This window comes from Pseudomonas sp. LH21 (assembly GCF_036549575.1).
In the GTDB taxonomy this organism is placed as follows: Bacteria; Pseudomonadota; Gammaproteobacteria; order Pseudomonadales; family Pseudomonadaceae; genus Aquipseudomonas; species Aquipseudomonas peradeniyensis.
In genome coordinates, this window is record NZ_CP144367.1 from 1822763 (window position 1) to 1837757 (window position 14995).

The 14995-nt window shown below is 66.5% G+C and carries 14 protein-coding genes and 1 other RNA gene; 7 read left to right on the top strand and 8 right to left on the bottom strand.

Going from position 1 to position 14995, the window contains the following annotated elements; all coding sequences use genetic code 11:
* Nucleotides 1–157 precede the first annotated feature (157 nt).
* The 3 genes from ffs to VUG52_RS08505 all read left to right on the top strand — a co-directional run bounded on the left by ffs (nt 158) and on the right by VUG52_RS08505 (nt 2786).
* An RNA gene (gene ffs / locus VUG52_RS08495) (signal recognition particle sRNA small type) lies at nt 158–254 on the top strand.
* Nucleotides 255–417: 163 nt separating this feature from the next.
* Nucleotides 418–813: a hypothetical protein gene (locus tag VUG52_RS08500; RefSeq protein WP_050706586.1), complete on the top strand. Its 396-nt coding sequence runs from the start codon at nt 418–420 to the stop codon at nt 811–813.
* A 23-nt stretch (nt 814–836) separates the two neighbouring features.
* On the top strand, nt 837–2786 hold the full coding sequence (locus VUG52_RS08505) for a hypothetical protein (RefSeq protein ID WP_050706585.1): 1950 nt from the start codon (nt 837–839) through the stop codon (nt 2784–2786).
* Between the two features lie 30 nt (nt 2787–2816).
* Here VUG52_RS08505 and VUG52_RS08510 read toward each other — a convergent pair whose 3' ends face one another.
* Entirely contained in the window at nt 2817–3221 is a 405-nt protein-coding gene (locus VUG52_RS08510; RefSeq protein ID WP_050706584.1) for a helix-turn-helix domain-containing protein, read from the bottom strand.
* An 84-nt stretch (nt 3222–3305) separates the two neighbouring features.
* Between VUG52_RS08510 and VUG52_RS08515 the strand changes: the two genes are divergently transcribed.
* The gene (locus tag VUG52_RS08515) at nt 3306–3812 is read left to right on the top strand and encodes a DUF2938 domain-containing protein (protein ID WP_050706602.1); all 507 of its coding nucleotides are present in this window, start codon (nt 3306–3308) and stop codon (nt 3810–3812) included.
* A gap of 358 nt (nt 3813–4170) precedes the next feature.
* Here the strand turns inward: VUG52_RS08515 and VUG52_RS08520 are convergent, their stop codons facing one another.
* Nucleotides 4171–4929, bottom strand: coding sequence for a substrate-binding periplasmic protein (locus tag VUG52_RS08520; protein ID WP_050706583.1), 759 nt, complete (start codon nt 4927–4929; stop codon nt 4171–4173).
* 131 nt (nt 4930–5060) lie between these two features.
* Between VUG52_RS08520 and dnaX the strand changes: the two genes are divergently transcribed.
* From dnaX to recR, 3 genes are all read left to right on the top strand, one after another.
* Entirely contained in the window at nt 5061–7127 is a 2067-nt protein-coding gene (gene dnaX, locus VUG52_RS08525; RefSeq protein ID WP_050706582.1) for a DNA polymerase III subunit gamma/tau, read from the top strand.
* A gap of 64 nt (nt 7128–7191) precedes the next feature.
* Nucleotides 7192–7527 carry a YbaB/EbfC family nucleoid-associated protein gene (locus VUG52_RS08530; RefSeq protein ID WP_011533041.1) on the top strand — a complete coding sequence of 112 codons (336 nt, stop codon included), beginning with the start codon at nt 7192–7194 and terminating at the stop codon, nt 7525–7527.
* A gap of 88 nt (nt 7528–7615) precedes the next feature.
* Complete coding sequence (gene recR / locus VUG52_RS08535; protein ID WP_050706581.1) at nt 7616–8218, top strand: recombination mediator RecR; 603 nt, start codon at nt 7616–7618, stop codon at nt 8216–8218.
* Between the two features lie 242 nt (nt 8219–8460).
* Here recR and VUG52_RS08540 read toward each other — a convergent pair whose 3' ends face one another.
* From VUG52_RS08540 to VUG52_RS08565, 6 genes are all read right to left on the bottom strand, one after another.
* Nucleotides 8461–9009, bottom strand: a complete 549-nt coding sequence (locus VUG52_RS08540; RefSeq protein WP_050706580.1) for an adenine phosphoribosyltransferase — start codon at nt 9007–9009, stop codon at nt 8461–8463.
* A 52-nt stretch (nt 9010–9061) separates the two neighbouring features.
* The gene (gene fnrA, locus VUG52_RS08545) at nt 9062–9796 is read right to left on the bottom strand and encodes a Crp/Fnr family transcriptional regulator FnrA (RefSeq protein WP_011533044.1); all 735 of its coding nucleotides are present in this window, start codon (nt 9794–9796) and stop codon (nt 9062–9064) included.
* A gap of 187 nt (nt 9797–9983) precedes the next feature.
* Nucleotides 9984–11366 (bottom strand): oxygen-independent coproporphyrinogen III oxidase, encoded by a 1383-nt coding sequence (hemN, locus tag VUG52_RS08550; RefSeq protein WP_050706579.1) that lies wholly within the window; start codon nt 11364–11366, stop codon nt 9984–9986.
* A 160-nt stretch (nt 11367–11526) separates the two neighbouring features.
* A complete protein-coding gene (locus VUG52_RS08555) occupies nt 11527–12210 on the bottom strand; it encodes a sulfite exporter TauE/SafE family protein (protein WP_050706578.1) in 684 nt (227 codons plus the stop codon).
* Nucleotides 12203–12415, bottom strand: a complete 213-nt coding sequence (ccoS, locus tag VUG52_RS08560; protein WP_050706577.1) for a cbb3-type cytochrome oxidase assembly protein CcoS — start codon at nt 12413–12415, stop codon at nt 12203–12205. Before ccoS ends, VUG52_RS08555 begins: the two co-directional genes overlap by 8 nt.
* Nucleotides 12397–14868 carry a heavy metal translocating P-type ATPase gene (locus tag VUG52_RS08565; protein WP_220689987.1) on the bottom strand — a complete coding sequence of 824 codons (2472 nt, stop codon included), beginning with the start codon at nt 14866–14868 and terminating at the stop codon, nt 12397–12399. Before VUG52_RS08565 ends, ccoS begins: the two co-directional genes overlap by 19 nt.
* Nucleotides 14869–14995 lie beyond the last annotated feature (127 nt).

Below are 14995 nucleotides of genomic sequence, written 5' to 3' on the forward strand. Positions count from 1 at the left end.
TCCCACGGGTGATGATGCGTGGGAGCGGGCTTGCCCCGCGATAGTTTTGCCACAAGTCCTTGAGAAATGATGGTTTTTTCACGATCAAAGGTTGTAACTTCGCCCCGGCGCTGTACAATGGCGCGGCTCGTCAGCTGACGAGCCGTCGTGGTGGCCCCATCGGTCCCCCCGCATTGATTACCCGTTAACCTGGTCAGGCCCGGAAGGGAGCAGCCATAGCGGGAACATCGAGTGCCGGGGTGTGGCTGGTGGGGCCGCCTCCATTTTGGGCGCAGGGATTTTCCGGCGTACCTGTCAGGCGTCACCCATCAGACGCGTTTCTTTACACCCTCGCACTGTTTTCCGCCTGCACGATTCCGCGCAGCGCCTTATCATGCATCCCATCGTGTCAGCACATTCGGCCAGGAGATAGCGACCGTGGAACATGTCGACGACCTCACCCGCCAGAAGATCCGCGAGTGGCAGCTGCGCCGCCTGGAAATCAAGGACCAGATGGCCGCCAGCCCCGAGCGTGTGCTGGAGCTGTCGCAGGTGCTCGACCAGATGGAAGAAGAGCATGAGCGCATCCTCGAGGCAGCGGTCGTGCCGGTGGCAGCAACGGCTGACGCGGCGGCCTTCGAGCTGCAGGTGCAGGTGTCGGCGCACTCGGTGCGTGACTTGCGCAAGCTGCTGGAACTGGCCCTGCATGAGCTCGATGGCGTACTCGACGCACCGCAGGCGGGTGTCAGCTATCCCGGCGACATGGCCGGGTCGTTGGGGGCCTACCGCTTCGAACTGGTGGTGGGGCAGGCCGCTGAATCCGACAAACCTTGAGTGATCCCCGGACCCGTACCGACATGCAGCCCGAGCACTTCGACTTTTCCCATCCGGTGTACCTGCCGGTCAGCGCAGAGGTATGCCAGGCCTTGCTGCAGGCCGAGGGCGCGCCTGCGCTCGATGCCTTGGGCGACCCTGAGCTGGCGGCCGTGCTGGTGATCCAGAACCTGGCCCAGGCACCGGGCCAGGTCGATGCGCGGGCGGCGGAAAAGGTGCTCGGCAAGCTGTTGGCGTGGGCGGTCGATGGCAGGCACTCGCCTGGCGTGGACTTGCTGTCCGAGGCCCGTCGGCTGTTCGATGCGCGCAAGCTCTATTTCGGCCTCGAGGTGATCAAGGGTTCCAAGCTGCGCCTGCTCGATGCCGAACAAGTGCAGGCGCGGGAGTACCTGCTGGCGGACGGCAAGTGGGATTTCGACTACCGCATTCGCCTGCATCACAGTGACAACCCGTTCAGCCAGCGGGTGACCACCGGCTTCGACACCGAGCGCTGGCTGACCGTCGAGCAGGACAAGCTGCTCAAGGTCATCCAGGCCAATCTCGATGAGGACATCCATGTGCAGGGCTATGCCGGGATAGGCAAGAGCTACCTGCTCGGCGCGCTGATGGAATGCCTGCCCCGTGGCCGGGTGCTGGCCCTGGCGCGCACGCCGGCCAAGCTCGGTACCCTGCGTCGGCGCATGGGGCTGGATACCCAGGCCAAGGTCGGCATGACCTTCGGCCAGTTCGCCCGGGCCCTGCTCAAGGATACCCGGCCGGTTCCCGCCCGGACGGCACAGCGCGGTCCTGGCAAGCGCCGGCTGGCCGAAGAGCTGGGGATCGTCGGGCTGCGCCAGTACGACGCCGAGCACGCCCTGGATATCTGCCTGGAAGTGCTGCGCAACTATTGCGAGTCGCGGGACTACAGCCTGTCCAGCCGCCACCTGCCGCATTTTCGCCAGGCGCTGTCCGGCCTCGATGCCCAGGTGCTGCTCGAGTACGCCAGCCGCCTGTGGCGCTACCTGGAGGCGCAGCCGACCTGGGGCGCGCAGACCGGGTTCGAGGCGTTGCTGCTGCTCAAACGTGCCAGCCTGGGCGGTTGCAGCGTGCCCGGGCGTTTCAGCCACGTGATCATCGACGAAAGCCAGGACGTGCCGGCCTCGTTGCTGCAGGTAATCGAGCGTGGCCGCCAGGTGCTGATCACCCTGGGTGACGAATACCAGAAGGCCACCGGCGAGGTGGTCAGGCGCGAGCGTCAGGTACGGCAGAAGGACATGGCCTTCGCCGTGCGCTCCGGGCCCAAGGTGGAGCGCCTGATCAACCCGTTGATCGGTGTGCACTCGAAAAAATCCAAGGTCGCGTTCGAGGCGGCGCGGCATGTCGATGTCGGCATCGAGCACTTCCCCGAAGGTTTTGTCCCGCCCGAGGGCTGCGTGGTGCTGACCGCCTCGCGCTGGGACACGATGCGCTGGGCGATGGAGATGGCCGAGTCCAACTGCCTGCTGAACTTCCCCGACTGGCCGGACATGCGGCGCTTCATGGTTACCGCGATTGGCCTGTTCAGGGCGGGGTTCTACGCGCCGGGGCAGGACGCCGAAGGGCCGCATGGGTATTTCGCGCACCTGCTCGACTGGCAGCAGGTGCGCGAGTCCGAGCGCTTCGATGCCGCGTTCCAGTGGGTCGAGGCGCGGCTGGAGGCGGGTTTCAAGCTTGCCGACCTGACCGGTCTGGATGCGCGCGTCGCCACGCAGCCCGCCAGTCTCACGCTGTTGATGGCCGAGGAGGCCGGTGGCCTGGAGTTCGATCAGGTGCTGTTGACGCCGGAGCTGATGACCACCCAGCGCTTCAAGGACGCCTACGCCTTCGATGCGCGGATCTGCGCGGTATACATCGCCCTGTCGCGGGCGCGTCGGCAGTTGTACCTGCCCTATGACGTGGAAGAGTGGATCAACTACCACAAGGGCCAGCCGTTCCGCGAGTTGCACGGCTACTGAGCCCGCTGTCGTACTTTGGGCTGGCGGGCCTCATCGCGGGGCAGGGCGACTCCCGCGCTTGCCCTTGCTGGCTGACACCTGCATCAATCGCTGGAAAGTCGGGCATTGCAGGTGGTTCTCCTCGGGGCACACTGCCGCATGCCGCAGCCCTTTGCTCATCGCCTGCAGGCGCTTGATCCTCTGCTCGATCTCGTCGGCCTTGGCCAGCAGCAGCGCTCGATCGACCCGTTGCTCGTCCAGCATCGCCGCCACTTCGTCCAGCGAAAAGCCCGCCGCCTGGCCCAGGGCGATCAGGGCCAGGCGTTCTGGCGTATCCGCCGGAAATTGCCGGCGCTGGCCATGGCCGGCGAGCGATGTGAGCAGGCCCTTGTTCGCGTAGTAACGCAATGTCGACGCCGGCACTCCGGTGCGCCTGGCGACATCGGCAATGTCCATCGCGGCTCCCTTGACTTGAAGTTGACTTCAACTTGCATGCTGCTCGGCATCGATCTTTCCGTCAATCTGCCAAGGGCTTTCGACATGAGCGTTACTTCTCTCGCATTTTCCATTTTGCTTGTCGGCATCGGCGCCACCCTGGTCATGGACCTGTGGACCCTGCTGCTCAGGCGCCTGGGCATCACCACCCTGAACTACGCGATGGTCGGGCGCTGGGTTGGCCACCTGTTCGCGGGGCGCTGGCGGCATGCGGCAATCGGCAAGGCCGCGTCGGTGAGGGGGGAGCTGGCGTGGGGCTGGTTGCTCCATTACGCCACGGGGCTGGTGTTTGCGGCGCTGCTGGTGGCTATTGCAGGGGAGGGGTGGTTGCTGGCGCCGGTCCTGTGGCCCGCGTTGCTGTTCGGGGTGGTCTCGGTGCTGGTGCCGTTGTGTGTGGTGCAGCCCGCGTTTGGGGCGGGGTATTTTGCCACCCGTACCCCGACACCGCTCAGGAGCGGCCTGCGTAGCTTGGCCACGCATGGGGTGTTCGGTTTTGGGTTGTTCCTGAGTGCGGTAGTGTTGGGAGGGGTTCGGGGAGGGCTGACAGGTTAAACAGGTGTGTTTGGACCAATGGAGCCTGCATCATGCTTGTCTTGGGTGAGGGCCTCCAGGTGTCCGCCACAACCCCTGCAGCGCCTGTCAGATCGAGCGCCGCCCGCGCGGCGCATCGCGGGACAAGCCCGCTCCTACATTTGTTGCAACGTGCCGAACCTGTTAGGCCATGGTTGTCCGCCTTGGTGCCTGTCTTGAGACAGGTGAAGCGGCTGTGGTGCACACGCTGGAACCGTGTCGGACGAACAAGGCGGACCAGGTAATGGCACAGGATTGACTGGCCCGAAACAGATGTAGGAGCGGGCTTGTCCCGCGATGCGCCGCGCGGGCGGCGCTCGATCTGATAGGCGCCACAACTCTAGCGTCGAGCACTTTGAAAGACCTGGTCATCGGTATACCGCTCGACAATCCGCTGCATCTCCCCGGACTCCTTGATCCGCACCAGCGCCCTGAGCACACCTTGGGTCGGTAGTTGGGGATCGTTGCGCACCATGCAGCCCAGCGCTTGCTCTTCCAGCACGGCCAAGGCCTGCAGGCGTTGCCCTGGCGGCAGGGAGCGGTTGTACCACTGCAATGACAGCTGGTTGCTGATCGCGTGGCGAAAGCGTCCGGCCTGGAGCTTCTGCAGGGCCAGTAGCTGGTTGCGGCTGTCCTCGCGCTGCAGGCGGTCCTGGCTGAACAGGGGTTCCAGGGTGGGGTAGGTGTAGCCGAGCACGGTGCCGATGGCCTGGGGCGACAGTGCTTCCGGGCGGGTGGGCCCGCTGTCGCCGGGGCGGCCAATCAGCAGGTCGCGCTGTTCGATGATGGGGATGCTCCACAGGTAGTCGCCCGGCCGGTCGGTCAGCCACTGGGTGGAGACATAGCAGCGCACGTCGATTTCACCGGCCTGCATCGCCTCCTGCAGGCGCAGGCGAGCCATCACGTGGTACTGCGGGCGGGCGTCGGTCTCCCGGGCAATGGCCTGCATCAGCTCGAAAAGGATGCCTTCCACCGGTTGCTGGTCCTCGGTGCGCATCAACGGCATGCTCCAGCTTTCGGCGACGGAAAAGCGCAGCACCGGCGGTTGCGCCAGGCCGTGGGTGGTCCACAGCAACAGGATGGCCAGGACTCGCCGCACGCCTCATCCTCCCTGATCCGCCGCCGGTGTGCCCGTTACTGAGCTTAGACGAGATCGGCAGGGTGCAATTTCGGCCCCGCTCCGCTAGCATTAGCGCTCTTTCCGCCCGCTCCGGTCACGATGGTTTTTTGATGAGTTATCAGGTTCTTGCACGTAAATGGCGTCCGCGCTCGTTCCGCGAAATGGTCGGCCAGACCCATGTGCTCAAGGCTTTGATCAACGCCCTGGACAACCAGCGCCTGCACCACGCCTACCTGTTCACCGGTACCCGGGGCGTGGGCAAGACCACCATCGCGCGGATCATCGCCAAGTGCCTGAACTGCGAGACCGGCATCACCTCTACCCCGTGCGGCACCTGTTCGGTGTGCCGGGAGATCGACGAAGGCCGTTTCGTCGACCTGATCGAGATCGACGCCGCCAGCCGCACCAAGGTCGAGGACACCCGCGAACTGCTCGACAACGTGCAGTACGCGCCGAGCCGCGGGCGCTTCAAGGTCTACCTGATCGACGAAGTGCACATGCTCTCCACCCACTCGTTCAACGCCTTGTTGAAGACGCTGGAAGAGCCGCCGCCCTACGTCAAGTTCATCCTCGCCACCACCGACCCGCAGAAGCTGCCGGCGACCATCCTGTCGCGCTGCCTGCAGTTCTCGCTGAAGAACATGAGCCCGGAGCGGGTGGTCGAGCACCTGACCCATGTGCTGGGCGCCGAGAACGTACCGTTCGAGGAAGACGCCCTGTGGCTGCTCGGTCGCGCCGCCGATGGCTCGATGCGCGACGCCATGAGCCTGACCGACCAGGCCATCGCCTTTGGCGAGGGCAAGGTGCTGGCCGCCGATGTGCGGGCGATGCTCGGCACCCTCGACCATGGTCAGGTGTACGGGGTGCTGCAGGCGTTGCTCGAGGGTGATGCCCGGGCGTTGCTGGAGGCGGTGCGCGACCTGGCCGAGCAAGGGCCGGACTGGAACGGCGTGCTGTCGGAAATGCTCAATGTGCTGCACCGGGTGGCCATCGCCCAGGCGCTGCCCGAGGCGGTCGACAACGGCCAGGGCGACCGTGAGCGCGTGCTGGCGCTGGCCCAGGCCCTTCCGGCTGAGGATGTGCAGTTCTATTACCAGATGGGCCTGATCGGTCGTCGCGATCTACCGTTGGCGCCGGACCCGCGTGGCGGCTTCGAAATGGTCCTGCTGCGCATGCTGGCGTTCCGTCCGGCTGACACCGACGATGCGCCGAAGCCGGTACTAAAGCCGGTGGGGATCAGCCAGGCCACAGCTGATCCGGCCCAACCGGTGGCAGCGGCGGCTGTGGCCGTGGCGCCGCCCGTTGTCGCCAGCCCTGTCGCTGAAGCGGTCGCGCCGGTGCCCGTGGCTGAGCCACCTGTACAGCCGGAGCCGCCAGTCATCGAAGTGCCGGTCGTTGCCGAGGTTGTCGAGGCAGCGCAATCGGAGCCAGAGCCCGAGCCTGAGCCGCAGCCCGTCGAGGAGGTCATCGACCTGCCGTGGGAGGAGCCCGTTGCCGCGCCGGCGCCGGTCGCGCCCGAGCAGCCGCCCGAGCCTGCACCTGTGGTCGAGGCCGCCAGCCCGCAGCCAGACTACGACGAGCCGCCGTTCGATCCGTCGGCCTACAACCCAGCGGGCATGGAGCGCGACGACGAGCCGCCGGCGGACGAGGACTACTACGCGCCCGACAGCGATCCGGCTGGCTTCAGCTACCTGGACGAACTGGCCGAGCACGTACAGGAAGAGGCGCCCGCCCAGGCACCGGAGCCGCTGCCGGCGGCCATGCCCGCGACCGGGCTGGCCCTGCAATGGCTGGAATTATTCCCACAGTTGCCTGTCTCCGGTATGACAGGCAACATCGCCGCAAACTGTACGCTGATCGCCGCCGATGGCGATGACTGGCTGTTGCACCTGGACCCGGGGCAGGGCGCGTTGTTCAACTCGACGCAGCAGCGCCGGCTGAACGACGCGCTCAACCAGCAGCTGGGTCGCGAGATCCGCCTGAAGATCGAGCTGATCCGCCCCGAGCAGGAAACCCCGGCCCAGGCCGCCTCGCGTAAGCGGGCCGAGCGCCAGCATGACGCCGTGGTGTCGATCGAGCAGGATCCGCTCATCCAGCAGATGATCCGGCAGTTCGGCGCGACGGTCAGGCAGGATACTATTGAGCCTGTAGACGCCCTGGCCAGCCAGAGCCAATGAACGGATAACCATGCGGCCCGCCTGTGCCGGGCCGCATCACATGACCCAATCGAGGTATACCCCCATGATGAAAGGTGGCATGGCCGGCCTGATGAAGCAGGCCCAGCAGATGCAGGAAAAGATGCAGAAGATGCAGGAAGAGCTGGCCAACGCGGAAGTCACCGGCCAGTCCGGCGGTGGCCTGGTGAGCGTGGTGATGACCGGTCGCCACGACGTCAAGCGCGTCAGCATCGACCAGAGCCTGATGTCGACCGACGCCGACGACAAGGAAGTGCTCGAGGACCTGATCGCCGCCGCGCTGAATGACGCCGTGCGCAAGATCGAGCAGAACAGCCAGGACAAGATGGGCAGCATGACTGCCGGCATGCAACTGCCGCCTGGTTTCAAGATGCCGTTCTGATCCGGCTCACGCTGCACAATGGGGAGCAACGGCCAAGCGGTCGTTGCTCCCTTCTTCGTTCTGTTTACCGACTGACAGGCCTGCCTAGATGAGCTTCAGCCCCCTGATCCGCCAACTGATCGACGCCCTGCGCATTTTGCCCGGTGTAGGCCAGAAAACCGCCCAGCGCATGGCCCTGCAGTTGCTCGAGCGCGACCGTAGCGGCGGCACGCGCCTGGCCCAGGCCCTGAGCCAGGCCATGGAAGGCGTTGGCCACTGCCGCCAGTGCCGGACCCTCACCGAGCAGGAGTTGTGTCCGCAGTGCTCTGATCCACGCCGTGACGATACCCAGCTGTGCGTGGTGGAAGGCCCGATGGATGTATACGCGGTAGAGCAGACCGGCTATCGCGGCCGCTACTTCGTGCTCAAGGGGCACTTGTCGCCGCTCGATGGCCTGGGGCCTGAGGCCATCGGTATTCCGCAGCTGATGGCGCGGATCGAGGAGCAGGGCACCTTCAGCGAGGTGATCCTGGCCACCAACCCCACGGTGGAGGGGGAGGCGACTGCCCACTACATCGCCCAGCTGCTGGCCGAGAAGGGCCTGGCCGCCACGCGCATCGCCCATGGCGTGCCGTTGGGCGGGGAGCTGGAGCTGGTGGACGGCGGGACGCTGGCCCACGCCTTTGCGGGGCGCAGGCCGATTTCGCTGTAAGACCCAGCCCTTTCAAGGTTTTGATAATTGGCGCCAGGCTTGGATTTGCCGGGGCTGCTTTGCAGCCCTTTCGCGGCACAAGGCCGCTCCTACAGGCGACTGCGCGCCCCTGTAGGAGCGGCCTTGTGCCGCGAAAGGGTCGCAAAGCGACCCCGGCAATCCTGAGTTGGAACGGTCATATCGAAAAATCGCAGAACCTTGACGGGGGCTGGAAGCCCACGCAAAGCATCGCGAACGCGAACTCAATATTCGCTGAGGGAAAACTCGGTCAGGCAGAAGGTCGGCACCCCGGCTGCCTGCAGCCGGCGCGAACCTTCGAGCTCCGGCAGGTCGATGATCGCCGCCGCCTCGAACACCTGGGCGCCGGTGCGGCGCACCAGGTTGGCCGCGGCCAGCAGGGTGCCGCCGGTGGCGATCAGGTCATCGAAGATCAATACCGAGTCGCCATCGCACAGGCTGTCGGCGTGCACTTCCAGGAAGGCCTCGCCGTATTCGGTCTGGTAACCCTCCGACAGCACGTCGGCCGGCAGCTTGCCCTGCTTGCGGAACAGGATAAGTGGTTTGTTCAGCTGGTGGGCGATGATCGAGCCGATCAGGAAGCCCCGTGCGTCCATGGCGCCGATATGGCTGAAATCGGCCTCGACATAGCGCTCGATGAACTGGTCGGCGACATAGCGCAGCCCGCGCGGCGACTGGAACAGCGGTGTGATGTCGCGGAAGATCACGCCCGGCTTGGGGAAGTCCACTACCGGGCGGATCAGGGCTTTGAGGTCGAAGGTGTCGCTGTGCATGGGCGGGTATCCTGGAAAAACTCGGCGCCAGTATACCCTGTTCACGGGGCGATCAGGCTTCGAGCGCACCACCGGCCAGCGCGCACAGCTGGATCGGGTCGAGGATGTGCACTTCCTTGCCCTCGGCCTTGAGCAGGCCGTTCTGCTGGAAGCGGGTGAACACCCGCGACACGGTTTCCACCGCCAGGCCCAGGTAGTTGCCGATCTCGTTGCGCGACATGCTCAGGCGGAACTGGTTGGCCGAGTAGCCGCGGGCACGGAAGCGTGCCGACAGGTTGACCAGGAAGGTGGCGATGCGCTCGTCGGCGGTCTTCTTCGACAGCAGCAGCATCATCTGCTGGTCGTCGCGGATCTCGCGGCTCATCACCCGCATCAGCTGGCGGCGCAGCTGCGGCAGTTGTACCGAGAGTTCGTCGAGGCGCTCGAAGGGAATCTCGCACACCGAGGTGGTTTCCTGGGCCTGGGCCGACACCGGGTAGGCCTCGGTGTCCATGCCCGACAGGCCGACCAGCTCGCTGGGCAGGTGGAAGCCGGTGATCTGCTCTTCGCCGGCATCGCTGAGGCTGAAGGTTTTCAGGGCGCCAGAGCGGACCGCATAGACCGAGCCGAAATTGTCACCCTGGCGGAACAGGAACTCGCCTTTCTTCAACGGGCGGCCGCGTTTGACGATTTCATCCAGTGCATCCATGTCCTCCAGGTTCAGGGACAGGGGCAGGCACAGGGGGGCCAGGCTGCAATCCTTGCAGTGGGCCTGGTTGTGTGGGCGCAGTTTTACTGGCTCGGACATTTCTTTCGATCCTTGTGGGAAAGCACACATAAGCCGTAAGGATAACCTGCGGCATGGGCTGTAGGCCAGTGTGCGCATTTTTGGTGCACGCTAGCGGCGGCAGGGAAGGGGTGTTCCGCTACCGTTCAACTGTCCATAGTGTGCCTCGAAAGGCGGGCTGTCCATGCGGTGAAACGCCTCAATCGCCTCAGATCACCCGCGAGAAACGCTGGCGATTCTGCTGCGCGAGGTAGGCGTCGAACACCATGCATACCGAGCGCGCCAGCAGGCGGCCGGCCGGCAGGATACGGATGCCTTTGCTGTCCAGGCTGATCAGGCCGTCGCGCTGCATGGCTTGCAGCTGCGGCCACAGCTCCTTGAAGTAGCCGCGAAAATCGATGGTGAAGGCCTGCTCGAACGCCTCGAAATCCAGTTCGAAGTGGCAGATCAGTTGCTGGATCACTGCACGGCGCAGGCGGTCGTCCTGGTTGCACAAAAGGCCGCGCTGGGTCGCCAGCTGGGCGGTGGAAAGGGTGTCCTGGTAGGTGTTGAGGTCGCTGCTGTTCTGGCAGTACAGGTCGCCGATCTGGCTGATCGCCGACACGCCCAGGCCGATCAGGTCGCAGTGGCCGTGGGTGGTGTAGCCCTGGAAGTTGCGCTGCAGAGTGCCTTCCTCCTGGGCGATGGCCAGTTCGTCGTCGGGCAGGGCGAAGTGGTCCATGCCGATGTAGCGGTAGCCGGCTGCGGTCAGTTGGTCGATGGTGGCGTGGAGCATTTCCAGCTTGGCCGCCGGCGCCGGCAGGTCGGCGCTGTCGATGCGCCGCTGGGGCATGAAGCGCTCGGGCAGGTGTGCGTAGTTGAATACCGACAGACGGTCGGGCTGCAGGCGGATCACTTCCTCGACAGTGCGGGCGAAGCCTTCCGGGGTCTGCTTGGGCAGGCCGTAGATCAGGTCGAGGTTGATCGAACGGAACTGCAGGGTGCGCGCCGCCTCGATCAGGGTGCGGGTCTGCTCCAGGCTCTGCAGGCGGTTGACCGCGCGCTGCACGGCCGGATCGAGGTCCTGCACGCCGAGACTGACGCGGTTGAAGCCCAGCTCGCGCAGCAGGCCCATGGTCGACCAGTCGGCCTCGCGCGGGTCGATCTCGATGCCGTAGTCGCCGGAGTCGTCGTCCAGCAGGTGGAAGTGCTGGCGCAGGGTGGCCATCAGCTGGCGCAGTTCCACATGGCTGAGGAAGGTCGGCGTGCCGCCGCCGAAGTGCAGCTGCTCGACCACCTGTTTCGGGTCGAGGTGGCAGGCGATCAGCTGGATCTCCTGCTCCAGGCGCTGCAGGTAGGGCGCGGCGCGGCCACGGTCCTTGGTGATGACCTTGTTGCAGGCGCAGTAGTAGCAGATGTTGGCGCAGAACGGCACGTGCACGTACAGCGACAGCGGGCGCGTGGCGCGGCGGCTTTCGCGCAGGGCGTGAAGCAGGTCGAACGAGCCCACTTCGCCGTGCAGTTGCACGGCGGTCGGATAGGAGGTGTAGCGTGGCCCGGCCAGATCGTAGCGACGAATCAGGTCGGCGTCCCAGCGTAGGTCGTCGAGCATGTGGGTGGTCCCCGGATAGAGCTGCAGTGTCCGGAGTCTAGGGGCGGATGTAAGAAGTCGTGTTGATTTGTATCAAGGTGAGTTGGCGACCGTCGCGGGGCAAGCCAGCTCCCACCCGTTGGCGCGCCCCTAGCAGGCGTGGGAGCGGCTTGCCCCGCGATCAGTGTCCCATCAACCAGTGCTGGTGCGGCCCAGGCAATGTCCAGAGACCAAAGAGGATCACCAGTACACCGCCGGCCATGCGCACCCCGCGTTTGCGCAGCAGGCGACCCACGCGCTCGGCGGCAAGCCCCGTGGCCAGCAGCACCGGCCAGGTGCCGACGCCGAACGCCAGCATCAGTGCCGCGCTGTGCAGCGCATCGCCCTGGCTCGCCGCCCACAGCAGTGTGCTATACACCAGCCCGCACGGCAGCCAGCCCCACAGGGCGCCCAGCAGCAGGGCGCGAGGCAGGCTGGACACCGGCAACAGGCGGGTGGCAACGGGTTGTACATGGCGCCACAGGCCGCGGCCGAGCGCTTCGATACGGGTCAGGCCGCTCCACCAGCCGGCCAGGTACAGGCCCATGGCGATCAGCAGCAGCGCCGCGATGACGCGCAGGCCGATGGCCAGTGGGCTGCTGGCCAGCGCCACGCCGGCAAGACCCAGCAGCAGGCCGGCGGCGGCATAGCTGAGGATGCGCCCGAGGTTGTAGGCCAGCAGCAGGCGCAGGCGTCGACCGCGCTGCTCGGGTGGGATGGCCAGGGTCAGGGCGCCCATCAGGCCGCCGCACATGCCCAGGCAGTGGCCGCCACCGAGCAGGCCCAGGACCAGCGCCGAGCCCAGGAGCGGAATCAGTTCAGGCACGTGGCGCGGGGTCCTTGTCGTCGGGCTGTTCGTCCCCGGGCTTCACGGCGGCCTGGTGGCGCGGGTCCTGGTCATCGAACAGGATGCTGTGGGCCGGGCCTTCGAGGTCGTCGTACTGGCCGCTGTCCACCGCCCAGAAGAAGATGTAAACGGCGACGCCGACCAGCAGCAGGGCGGCGGGGATCATCACGTAGAGGGCGGGCATAGCGGTTTCCTTTCGAGCGACGCCGGCTCGCGCCCGGCCGGCGCCGCATCGGCGGGCAGCCGGGTCAGGCGCAGGGCGTTGAGCACCACGATCAGCGAACTGACCGACATGCCGATCGCCGCCCACACCGGGGTGATCCAGCCGAGCGCGGCGAACGGCAGCATGAGGCCATTGTACAGCGTCGCCCAGAGCAGGTTCTCGACAATGTTGCGGCGGGTTCGGCGGGCGAGGTCGAAGGCCTGCACCAGCGCTTGCAGGCGATTGGAAAGCAGCACCGCGTCGGCGCTGGTCTTGGCAAGGTCGGTGGCGCTGCCCATGGCGATGCTGATGTCGGCGGCGGCCAGCACCGGCACGTCGTTGACGCCGTCGCCGATCATCAGCACCTTGCGGCCCTGGCCTTGCAGGGTCTTGAGGCGGGCGAGCTTGTCGTCCGGGCGCAGGCCGCCGACGGCCTGGTCGATGCCCAGTTGCGCGGCCACTTCGGCGACCATCGGCGAGCTGTCGCCGGACAGCAGCAGCGTTTGCCAGCCCCGGGCCTTGCAGGCGGTCACCAGGTCCTGGGCGTCGTCGCGCAGGCGGTCGTCCAGCCCGAACCAGGCCAGCGGGCCTTGGCGGTCGCCCAGCAGCAGCCATTGTCCGCGTGGCTCCGGCACGCCGGGCACTTCGGCGCCGCTGAGGGCGCAGACGAAGGCGGCCTGACCGATACGCAGGCGTTGGCCGGCCAACTCGCCTTCCAGGCCCAGCCCCGGCATGCTGCTGACGCTTTCGGCGGCCTGGGCGGCGCGGCCGAAAGCGCGGGCGATGGGATGCTCGGAGCGGTTTTCCAGGGCGGCGGCCAGCGCCAGGCATTGGTCGCCGTCCAGCCGACCCATCGGGCGCACGCTGCGCAAGGCCAGGCGGCCCTCGGTGAGGGTGCCGGTCTTGTCGAAGATCACCGTGTCGATCTGGTTCAGCCCTTCCAACACATGGCCGCGGGTGATCAGCAGGCCGAGCTTGTGCAGGCTGCCGGTGGCCGCGGTGAGGGCGGTCGGCGTGGCCAGTGACAGGGCGCAGGGGCAGGTGGCGACCAGCATGGCCAGGACGATCCAGAACGCCCGTGGCGCATCCAGTTGCCACCAGATCACGCCGATCACGGCGGCGGCCACCAAGGTAAACAGCAGGAACCACTGCGAGGCGCGGTCGGCGATTTCCGCCAGGCGTGGTTTTTCCGACTGGGCGCGCTCCAGCAGGCGGACGATGGCTGACAGCCGCGAGTCCTGGCCCAGGGCCTGGACTTCGACGGTGAGGGTGCTTTCGACGTTGAGGGTGCCGCCGGTCACCCGGTCGCCGACGCGGCGCGCCAGGGGCAGGTATTCGCCGGTCAACAGCGATTCGTCGACGCTGGAGCGGCCGTCGAGGATCAGCCCGTCGGCCGGGATCACCGCACCGGGCAGCACCTGCACCCGGTCGCCGCACTGCAGTTCGCCAAGCAGGATGCGCTCGCCCTGGCCGTTGGCGTCCAGGCGCAGGCACGAGGCCGGCAACAGGTTGACCAGCTGCGCGGTGGCCGCCGCGGTGCGCTCGCGGGCGCGGCGTTCGAGGTAGCGGCCGGTGAGCAGGAACAGGGCGAACATGCCGACGGTGTCGAAGTACAGCTCGCCACTGCCGGTGATCGCGGTCCAGATCCCGGCGCAGTAGGCCAGGGCGATGGCCAGCGACACCGAGACGTCCATGGTCAGGTGGCGGGTGCGCAGGTCGCGGGCCGCGCCCTTGAAGAACGGCGCGCAGCTGTAGAACACGATGGGGGTGGTGAGGAACAGCGCGACCCAGCGCAGGATGGTGTGCAGCTCGGGCGACAGGTCGATGTTGAATTCCGGCCAGGTGGCCATGGTCGCCATCATCGCCTGGAACCACAGCAGCCCGGCCACGCCCAGGCGGCGCAGGGCGCTGCGGTTTTCCCGGGCCAGCTGTTCGGCAGCCTGGTCGGGCTGGTAGGGGTGGGCGGCGTAGCCGATCTGGCGCAGCTCGGCCAGCAGTTTGGACAGTGGCAGTTGCTGGTCGTCCCAACTGACCAGCAGGCGGTGGTTGGACAGGTTCAAGCGGGCGTCGTCGACGCCGGGCAGGTTGCGCAGGTGCTTCTCGATCAGCCAGCCGCAGGCGGCGCAGCTGATGCCCTCGACCATCAGGATGGTCGAGGCCAGTTCGCCTTCGTGGCGCACGAACGTCTGTTGCACGTCGCTGCGGTCGTACAGCGCCAGTTCATCCTGGAGCTGGCGGGGCAGGGCCTCGGGGTTGGCGCTGGTGTCGCTGCGGTGCTGGTAGTAGTGCTCCAGGCCACCGGCGACGATGGACTCGGCCACTGCCTGGCAGCCGGGGCAGCAGAATTGCCGCGGCGCGCCGAGGACCACGGCGGTGAAGCGGCTGCCGGCGGGGACGGGCAGGGCGCAGTGGTAGCAGGGGGTGGGGTGGGTCATTTTGAGTCTATCTTTTGGCTTGGGATTGCCGGGGCCGCCTTGCGGCCCTTTCGCGGCACAAGGCCGCTCCTACAGAAGCATGCGTTCCCCTGTAGGAGCGGCCTTGTGCCGCGAAAGGGCTGCAGGG

Excerpts from the sequence above, each read along its gene's own strand:
- VUG52_RS08505 (WP_050706585.1), top strand. The coding sequence starts at position 837 with ATGCAGCCCGAGCACTTCGACTTTTCCCATCCGGTGTACCTGCCGGTC.
- VUG52_RS08510 (WP_050706584.1), bottom strand. The coding sequence starts at position 3,221 with ATGGACATTGCCGATGTCGCCAGGCGCACCGGAGTGCCGGCGTCGACA.
- VUG52_RS08515 (WP_050706602.1), top strand. The coding sequence starts at position 3,306 with ATGAGCGTTACTTCTCTCGCATTTTCCATTTTGCTTGTCGGCATCGGC.
- dnaX (WP_050706582.1), top strand. The coding sequence starts at position 5,061 with ATGAGTTATCAGGTTCTTGCACGTAAATGGCGTCCGCGCTCGTTCCGC.
- VUG52_RS08530 (WP_011533041.1), top strand. The coding sequence starts at position 7,192 with ATGATGAAAGGTGGCATGGCCGGCCTGATGAAGCAGGCCCAGCAGATG.
- recR (WP_050706581.1), top strand. The coding sequence starts at position 7,616 with ATGAGCTTCAGCCCCCTGATCCGCCAACTGATCGACGCCCTGCGCATT.
- VUG52_RS08540 (WP_050706580.1), bottom strand. The coding sequence starts at position 9,009 with ATGCACAGCGACACCTTCGACCTCAAAGCCCTGATCCGCCCGGTAGTG.
- fnrA (WP_011533044.1), bottom strand. The coding sequence starts at position 9,796 with ATGTCCGAGCCAGTAAAACTGCGCCCACACAACCAGGCCCACTGCAAG.
- hemN (WP_050706579.1), bottom strand. The coding sequence starts at position 11,366 with ATGCTCGACGACCTACGCTGGGACGCCGACCTGATTCGTCGCTACGAT.
- ccoS (WP_050706577.1), bottom strand. The coding sequence starts at position 12,415 with ATGCCCGCCCTCTACGTGATGATCCCCGCCGCCCTGCTGCTGGTCGGC.
- VUG52_RS08565 (WP_220689987.1), bottom strand. The coding sequence starts at position 14,868 with ATGACCCACCCCACCCCCTGCTACCACTGCGCCCTGCCCGTCCCCGCC.